Source organism: uncultured Campylobacter sp. (assembly GCF_938045775.1).
In the GTDB taxonomy this organism is placed as follows: Bacteria; Campylobacterota; Campylobacteria; order Campylobacterales; family Campylobacteraceae; genus Campylobacter_B.
The window spans coordinates 1-7,257 of sequence record NZ_CALIBH010000243.1 but is presented as its reverse complement, the minus strand read 5'-3'; the positions used below and the strand labels follow the sequence as shown (position 1 = coordinate 7,257).

Below are 7,257 nucleotides of genomic sequence, written 5' to 3'. Positions count from 1 at the left end.
AGCCCAAATCGCGGCTAAATTTTAATCTTTTTTCATAAATTTATCCTTGCTTGGATGAAATTTTGCCCCGCGCGGCAGCTGCGCGCGCATTGGACGGATTGTAAGTAAGATCGTTTTAGACGAGGGCGGGCTAGGGGCTTGCTTTACGGCACGCGTAAAAACATTTTGTTGCACATGCCTTGAGGTAGCATGGTACGAGAGCGCCTCGTATCTATCGTGCCACGCAAATCCCATTCCTCACAGGCAAAATAACGCCTCGCTTTCGCAAGCCTTCTTAATCTACTTTTAACCTTTTGGCAATATAATTTTTCAAAATTTTAACGAAGGAGACAACATGAAAACTCTCGTGATCTTATCGCATCCCAATTTCGCCGCCTCGCGCGTGAACAAAGCCCTATCGCAGGTCGCAAAGGGCGCTGCCGGCGTAGAGGTACGCCATTTGGAGGGACTTTACGGCACCGATACTACGCGCATCGACGCCCGCGCAGAGCAAGACGCGCTACGCGGCGCGGATCGTATCGTGTTTTTGTACCCGCTGTACTGGCTAAACGTGCCGCCTATGCTGAAGGCCTATCTCGACGCCGTTTTTTCTCACGAGCTGGTGGCTTCGGGCGCGCTTAGAGGCAAAGTCCTGCAGCTCGCGCTAAGCGCTAGTACGCCGCTTAGCGAATACTCCAAACAGGGCGCGATCGGCTTTAGCATGGATGAAATTTTAACGCCGCTTAAGATCGCGGCAAACTACTGCGGGATGGACTTTGCCGTGCCGTTTATCAGCGGCGGGTTTGAGCCCGGCGAGTTTAGCGACGATGCCGTAGATGCCGCAGCCGCACGCTTCGGCAAACTTTTACGAGGCGAGTTGAGCTCCGGCGAGTATCAAATTTAGCAAAGCAAATGCCTGCTACTCGCGACGATGAGCCGAAATTTTACGAGGGCGAATTTTAGCCGCGAAACTGCCGCTTTTAACGAACCGATCGGCAAAAGCTCAAAAACCGCCCCGGTTTAGGGCGAGGCGAGCGGTTAGACGATCTGTCCGCGCTGCTATCTATCGGCGGGTGCGGCTAGTGCATACCGCTTTGATCTAGATCGGCCCGCCCTTAGTGCGGATATCTGCGCGAGGATCGGTCGCTACTGCGCAAAGCGGCGGCGCATCGCGAGCACGCAAAATATGAAAGCACATCGTTATAAGCGAGCGAGGCAAAGGCGGGTCTGCGTTTCTAGATGTCTTGCGCGCGTGGGCTTTCGCACCGCATAGACGCAAAGGTCTGTGCAAAACGCGCGCAGCGTAAGCTGGGGTAAGACTGCTCTTGGTGTGATTGGGGCTGGATGTCGCCGCGCGGGGTGTATCTGCGCGCATGAGAGAAAAGAGCGCTTATAGCGTTATTTGAGCTGCTACGAAATTTGATTTATCAAAAGAGATTTTTGAAGAAGGAGCGAAATTTATAAAATTTCACTCTTTGATTTTGTGATATTTAAAGCGTGCACATCGTTTCGCGCAATGCAAGATTATTTCACGCCGACGATGATTTGAGTAGCTTTGATGATTGCAGTTACTTCATCACCTTTTTTAAGCGCTAAATTTTTAACCGATTCGTTTGTGACGGTTGCGCTTAAATTCTCGCCGCCGACGCTTCTGACGCTGATCTCGGCATTTACCGCGCCCTCTTTAACAGCGGTGATTTTGCCCTTTATTTGGTTGGTCGCGCTTAAGCGTAGATCGTTCTCGCCTTTGGAGATGATGACGCTTGGGGCTTTGAATAAAAATACCGCCTCTTTGCCCGCTTTTAGATCTAGACCTTTTTCAGAATCGGTCGTGACAGTCGCTTTTAGCACGTCGCCGCCTTGAGTTTTAGCTGTGATTAGCGAATTTACCGCACCTGTTTTTACGTCGCTGATTACGACGTGAAGCTGATTTCTAGCACTTATTGCCATTGTTTCTCCTTGTAAAAAATTACGAGCAATGTTAGCGGCAAATCCTTAAATGAAATTTAAAAATGCTGCGTGTAAGAAATTAATTTGATTTGTTGCGAATTTATATTAAGCCCACTTTTTAAATTCCTAGCTTGCATTATTAAAAGTAGCGTTAAAAAATAGATGAAATTCTAAATTTGCATATATTAAATCGAGTTATTTTCCTTGAAATTTTATTTGCTTTTTATAAAATTCTGCGTTTTTTAGAGCTCTGACGCAAAATTTAGCGTTTGTTTTATGCACATCCAGATAAAATTTATCGCAAATCGCGCATCGCAAGGCTTTAAGAGCGCTCCGCTTACGCCTCTTCGCTGAATTTTACGCCTCGCACATCGGTTTTACGAGTGGATTGGCGAGCGAGGCGATTTTACATTTGCTTTAAAATTATGGCGAGCGGTGCGCTTTGAGCGCAAAATTTTAGCGCACCTTGCTTTGCAAAAAATCGCGCAGAATCATCGCGTGGTTGCAGTGCTCGTCCTTTGCGGCATATAGCAGCGTGACGACCGGCTCGTTTTTAACCTTTTTCAAAAATTCGGCCACGGCGGAATTTTGCTCAAGCTCAGCCAGGTAAAGCTCCTTAAAATGGGCGAAATTCTCAGGCTTATGCGCGAAAAGCTTACGTATTTCGGTGCTAGGCGTTATATCTTTCGCCCACATATCAAGCTCCAGCGCATCTTTTTTTATGCCGCGCGGCCATAGCCTATCGCAAAGCACGCGAAATCCATCCTCTTCCTCCGCGCTCTCATAGACGCGCTTAATCTTAAATTCTGTCATAGTTTGCTCCTTAAATTTGCTAATCTTTGATGAAATAATCGCCGTCGAAGCTTACGAGCGAGTATTTGCGCTCGCTTCCAAGCGCCTCTACGAGCTCCGGTACGCTAAGAAACGTGAGGCTGTCGGCGCCTATAAATTTGCAAATTTCATCCGTGCTCATATTCGCGGCGATCAGCTCGCGCACGCTCGGCGTGTCGATACCGTAGCGCTCGGGATACTTTAGCTCGGGGCTTGCGATGCACATATGCACGCGCGCCGCGCCCGCATGGCGCAGAAGCTGCACGATCTTTTTGCTCGTAGTGCCGCGCACGATGCTATCGTCCACGACGACGACGCTTTTGCCGTGTAGCGCCGCGCCGATTGGGTTTAGCTTGAGTTTGACCTTTAAATTTCGCACCTCTTGCGTCGGCTCGATAAAGGTACGGCCGATGTAGTGGTTGCGCACGATCGCCATCTCGAAGGGCAGCTTGCTCTCTTGCGCGAAACCCAGTGCCGCCGGCACGCCGCTATCGGGCACGGGCACGACGAAATCGGCCTTTAGCTCTTTACATTTTCGCGCGAGTGCAGCGCCCAGCTTTTTTCTGACCTCGTATACATTTTTGCCCTCTACGACGCTGTCGGGGCGCGCAAAGTAGATGTATTCAAACGCGCAAATTCTAGCCTCCGCGGCTTTTAAAATTTCAAGCGAGCTGAACTCGTCCTTGCCCTCTTCGAAGATCACCATCTCGCCGGGCTTTACGTCGCGGACGAACTCGGCTCCTACGAGATCAAACGCGCAAGTCTCGCTCGCGACGATGTAGCCGCCGTCTTTGAGCCTGCCGATGCTGAGCGGACGCACGCCGTAGCGATCGCGCACGGCAAACATCTTCGAGCGGCTTAAAATCAGAAGCGAGTACGCGCCCACGCACTGATTCAGGGCCTCGATGATGCGGTCTTTTAGATGCTCCTGCTTGCTGCGTGCGATGAGGTGCAGGATGTTTTCGGTATCCATGCTGGACTGAAAGATCGCCCCTTCGCTTACGAGCTTGCGGCGGATTTCGTCTTTGTTGATCAAATTTCCGTTATGAACGATCGAGATCTCCCCCAGAGCGTAGTTGCCGGCTACCGGCTGCGCGTCTTTTAGGCTGTCTGCGCCCGCGGTGCCGTAGCGGTTGTGGCCGATCGCGATGTTGCCTTTTAAAATTTCAAAACTCGTGGGGCTAAAAACCTCCGTCACGAGCCCCGTGGCTTTGATCGTTTTGATGTGATGATTAAAGCTCGAGCTGATGCCGCTTGCCTCCTGGCCGCGGTGCTGCATGGCAAAAAGCCCGTAATACGCGGTCTTGGCCGCACCTTCGGAATTTATGACTCCCACGATTGCGCACATTTTCTAACCTCTTAAATTTTATTTTTTAGAAATTTATCTATATTTTGTTTTATATTCGGCAGGTAGTCGCTAATTACGCTTTGAACGATGGTTAAATTTAATCCTTCGTAATCCTGCGCCGAAGCGTTTCTGATCCCGCGAAATCCTACTATATCGCTTGGTGCGAATATACTTAGAATTTCTATATCGCCGCTATCTTGAATTTTTTGCAGTTGCTCGTTGCAAGAGATTAGATGCATTATTATGGCGGGTCGGTCGCGAAGTTCGTCAGCAAGCGCTTTTTCAACACCGATTTTGCAGATTTGTTGTATCGCATCTATCTTTTTGCAGATCAACTCAAGCCTTTGCAAATTCCTCTTATTATACATAGATAGCCCCTTTCAGTAGCTTTCGCTTCTTTTCATCGCTCATCGATGCAGTATCGCATAGATCTACCGAAATTTTAAATTTATTAGCGGTTCGTCCTCTTAGCTCGTCTAAATATATAAATACTCGCATACCGCCGCCAAGACGAGTGATTGTTTGCTCGCTACTTTCGATCGCCACATCGATATCCGAAGCGATACTCTCTCCGCCTTTGGCGTAGCTACCAAATAGTCCGACTTTGTAAATTCCAAAGCTTTCAAGCTCGGGCTTTAGCTCGCGCAAAAAATTTAAAATTTCATCTTTAGTTGGCATTTTTTCCTCTGAAATTTAGCCGCAAAGCCTAGATTCCTAAGCAGTCGTCGATGCCGTAAAGCCCGCTATTTTGCGATGCTAGCCATACTGCTGCCTTTATCGCGCCTCTGGCAAAGGTCGCGCGCGAAGTCGCCGTATGATTTAGCTCAACGAACTCGCCCTCGCCGTAAAATCCCACGGTGTGGCGCCCGACTATATCGCCGCCGCGCAACGACATCACGGCGATCTCGTCCTTGCTGCGCTCACCGATGAGCCCGTCGCGACCGCTTATGCGCACGTCTTTTAAGTTTAGTTCGCGCGCGCTCGCGGCACTTTCCGCAAGGCTCATCGCCGTGCCGCTCGGTGCGTCTTTTTTGTGGCGGTGGTGCATTTCTAAAATTTCGCAGTCAAAATCGCGCAGGCTCCTGCTGGCAAGCGCTACGAGCTTGTTTAGCACCGCAACGCCCAGGCTCATATTCGTAGCGTGCAGTACGGGCATCTTCGCGCCGCATTCGCGCAGTAGCCGCTCGCCCTCCTCGCCTAGGGCCGTCGTACCGATGCAAAGCGGCTTTGGGTGCGAAAGCGCAAATTTCATTAAATTTATTGCGCCGTCTCGGATCGTGAAGTCTATCACGACGTCGCAGCCGCTAAAAAGCTCGTCGTAGCTGTTCGTTACCGCGCAGTTTGGCGTATAATCAAGCGGCGCGACCGCGTAGATCACGCTTGCTCGCGCCTGATCGAAATTTTTCAGGCATTCGTAGATCATCGTGCCCATTCTGCCGCTTCCGCCGTGAATTCCTATATTTATCATCGCCGCTCCTTAAATTTTAATCCGCTTAGTATAACCAAATTTTGCTTACACTACCTCTCTACGCCGAGACTTAGCGGGATAAAGCTGTTTCGTTTAAGCTCCGCTTCGCTCGGTTTTTTGATCTCTATACGAGAGGCGCTTACGCCGCGCTGCACGAGTGCCGATTGCACGGCGGCCGCTCTGGCAAGGGCTAACTCATCAAGACGGGAGCGGGTAAATTTCTGCGCGCTTATCAGCTCCTCCATCGCCTCATCGCCGCTAGCTTTGATGCCGTATTTGATCTTAAGCGCCGCTATGGCTTCATCCGTGGAGAGCCCTTGTTTATTGGACATCAGCGTGAGGGCATTTTGCAGCGAGCGCCTTTGAAACTCGTGAGTATCGAGCTTTTCGTTGTATGCGGAGTTTAGGATGATCTTAAGATCGGGCTTGGCTTTTGCGACCTTGGCTAAATCATCGATTTTAGAGCTTTCGCTGATTAAAATTTCACTGCTCGCCGCCTCAAAATCGATACTTTCGAGCTTTTTCGTATCTACGCCCGCGATCTTTCCCATAAATCTAAACGGGCTTAGCACGATGTCCGAGAGCAACTTTTTGATCGCGCCCCGAACGAGCGCGCCGTAGCTAAATTTCGGATCGCTCAGCGCACCGCTTAGAGGTAGGCTAATATCGATCTGATCGTCGCTGTCCTTTAGGATCGATACCGCTAGCCCGATCGGAAGGTTCAGCGCATCCTTGCTCTGCACCTCTTTGCCAAGCTCGAAGCGGTCCAAATTTAGATCGTTGCTTGCATTTAGCTTGCCGTCATCGATTTTATAAGAAAGCTTTAAATTTAACTTACCGCCCGCGATTTCGTTGCCGATATATTTGGCGGTATAGGGCGATGCGGGCACAAGCGGGATCTCCTTTAAAACGACGTTTATGTCGCTTTTGCGTTTAAAATCCAGCGGATAGGCGTGCGCCGTGATGCTTGCCAGCCCGCTTCCGCTTACGAGCGAGCTAAACTTAATATCTGCCGCTCGCTTCGGGCTGATCTCGCTGATGCTTGCTTTCATATCGCTGATGCGCAGTTTAAAGGGCGCTGCTAGGCTCTCGTCTGCAAAGCTTAAACTTCCGCCGCTAAGCGAGATGTTTTTTACGCTCCACGCAAAGTTTGCCTTGCTTTTTGCGGATCTGCTAGGCGCAGCTTCGGCGGGCTTTGCGGCCTGTTTTGCCTGCGCGGTAGGTCTTATCAGCGAGAGCAAATTTAAACGCCTGTCTTTATTTAGCGAGATATTTGCCGCGGGTGAGCCAAGAGCGATCTTATTTAGCGTGAGGGAGTTTGGGCTCAGCGCGATTTGCGCGACATTCAGCGATGCAAGGGAGAAAATTTTATCCCCGCCCGAGCTTAACGCCAAGCCTTTGCCGGATAGCTTTGCTTCGAGCGAGAAGGCGTTTGAAAGCTTCAGCTGCCCTTGCGTAGCGAGCTCGCCTGCGATGGAGCCCGTGATAAATTCCGCCGCGTATCTGTTAAAGACGCCCAAGTTCGGCGCATTTAGGCTGAAGCTCACGCCTACGTTAAGCGGCGCGATGCTGGCCTTGCCGTCCGCGCTAGCGGTGATCTCGCCCGCGATAAGGTTTGCTTTGATGCCGAAAGGCTCGGCGAAATTCGAGCTTAGCCCGCTTAGCGTGGCGCTGAAATCCT

General features: G+C 50.5%; 8 protein-coding genes. 1 reads left to right on the top strand and 7 read right to left on the bottom strand.

The window, feature by feature from the left end:
• Nucleotides 1–334 precede the first annotated feature (334 nt).
• On the top strand, nt 335–883 hold the full coding sequence (locus Q0238_RS10130) for an NAD(P)H-dependent oxidoreductase (RefSeq protein ID WP_297945735.1): 549 nt from the start codon (nt 335–337) through the stop codon (nt 881–883).
• Between the two features lie 620 nt (nt 884–1,503).
• Here the strand turns inward: Q0238_RS10130 and Q0238_RS10125 are convergent.
• From Q0238_RS10125 to Q0238_RS10095, 7 genes are all read right to left on the bottom strand, one after another.
• Nucleotides 1,504–1,929, bottom strand: coding sequence for a TOBE domain-containing protein (locus Q0238_RS10125; protein WP_297945733.1), 426 nt, complete (start codon nt 1,927–1,929; stop codon nt 1,504–1,506).
• Nucleotides 1,930–2,385: 456 nt separating this feature from the next.
• Nucleotides 2,386–2,742, bottom strand: a complete 357-nt coding sequence (locus Q0238_RS10120) for a DUF488 family protein (RefSeq protein WP_297945731.1) — start codon at nt 2,740–2,742, stop codon at nt 2,386–2,388.
• Between the two features lie 19 nt (nt 2,743–2,761).
• On the bottom strand, nt 2,762–4,108 hold the full coding sequence (gene purF / locus Q0238_RS10115) for an amidophosphoribosyltransferase (RefSeq protein WP_297945729.1): 1,347 nt from the start codon (nt 4,106–4,108) through the stop codon (nt 2,762–2,764).
• A gap of 11 nt (nt 4,109–4,119) precedes the next feature.
• Nucleotides 4,120–4,476: a HepT-like ribonuclease domain-containing protein gene (locus Q0238_RS10110; RefSeq protein WP_297945727.1), complete on the bottom strand. Its 357-nt coding sequence runs from the start codon at nt 4,474–4,476 to the stop codon at nt 4,120–4,122.
• Complete coding sequence (locus Q0238_RS10105) at nt 4,469–4,786, bottom strand: nucleotidyltransferase domain-containing protein (RefSeq protein ID WP_297945725.1); 318 nt, start codon at nt 4,784–4,786, stop codon at nt 4,469–4,471. The genes Q0238_RS10110 and Q0238_RS10105 overlap by 8 nt, the downstream gene beginning before the upstream one ends.
• Nucleotides 4,787–4,814: 28 nt before the next feature.
• A complete protein-coding gene (dapB, locus tag Q0238_RS10100; RefSeq protein WP_297945723.1) occupies nt 4,815–5,576 on the bottom strand; it encodes a 4-hydroxy-tetrahydrodipicolinate reductase in 762 nt (253 codons plus the stop codon).
• Between the two features lie 50 nt (nt 5,577–5,626).
• Nucleotides 5,627–7,257 (bottom strand): DUF748 domain-containing protein (locus tag Q0238_RS10095; protein WP_297945721.1); only part of this gene is annotated, 1,631 nt, incomplete at its 5' end.

Bases quoted from the DNA above. Each gene is read 5' to 3' on its own strand.
- Q0238_RS10130 (WP_297945735.1), top strand. From the start codon at position 335: ATGAAAACTCTCGTGATCTTATCGCATCCCAATTTCGCCGCCTCGCGC.
- Q0238_RS10125 (WP_297945733.1), bottom strand. From the start codon at position 1,929: ATGGCAATAAGTGCTAGAAATCAGCTTCACGTCGTAATCAGCGACGTA.
- Q0238_RS10120 (WP_297945731.1), bottom strand. From the start codon at position 2,742: ATGACAGAATTTAAGATTAAGCGCGTCTATGAGAGCGCGGAGGAAGAG.
- purF (WP_297945729.1), bottom strand. From the start codon at position 4,108: ATGTGCGCAATCGTGGGAGTCATAAATTCCGAAGGTGCGGCCAAGACC.
- Q0238_RS10110 (WP_297945727.1), bottom strand. From the start codon at position 4,476: ATGTATAATAAGAGGAATTTGCAAAGGCTTGAGTTGATCTGCAAAAAG.
- Q0238_RS10105 (WP_297945725.1), bottom strand. From the start codon at position 4,786: ATGCCAACTAAAGATGAAATTTTAAATTTTTTGCGCGAGCTAAAGCCC.
- dapB (WP_297945723.1), bottom strand. From the start codon at position 5,576: ATGATAAATATAGGAATTCACGGCGGAAGCGGCAGAATGGGCACGATG.